This is a genomic window from Massilia genomosp. 1 (assembly GCF_011682185.1).
In the GTDB taxonomy this organism is placed as follows: Bacteria; Pseudomonadota; Gammaproteobacteria; order Burkholderiales; family Burkholderiaceae_D; genus Telluria_A; species Telluria_A rubra.
In genome coordinates, this window is the sequence record NZ_WHJF01000666.1 from 1 (window position 1) to 249 (window position 249).

Below are 249 nucleotides of genomic sequence, written 5' to 3' on the forward strand. Positions count from 1 at the left end.
CCGCTACCAATCGCGCCACTTTCGCGGGCGCCCCAAGTTTCAGCAGTTCACGGTATATCGTCGGGCCACGACGCCATTGCTTAAGTTGAATCGCCCTCATCCGATGCCGCATCCATTCGTCGAGCTTCGGAGCGTGTCAAACTATTTGAGACAGTATTTACAGATTGTTTAGGGAGCATTCTTCGGTCTGCTCGTTGGTGCCAATGTCCATTTTGGGCATGTTGATTCCGGCTTCGGTTGGCAGAGCCG

The 249-nt window shown here is 53.8% G+C and carries 1 pseudogene; it reads right to left on the reverse strand.

Annotated features, from left to right (window positions below):
• Positions 1–124 (reverse strand): annotated as a pseudogene (locus F1735_RS37295) (group II intron maturase-specific domain-containing protein); the annotation flags it as partial.
• Positions 125–249 lie beyond the last annotated feature (125 nt).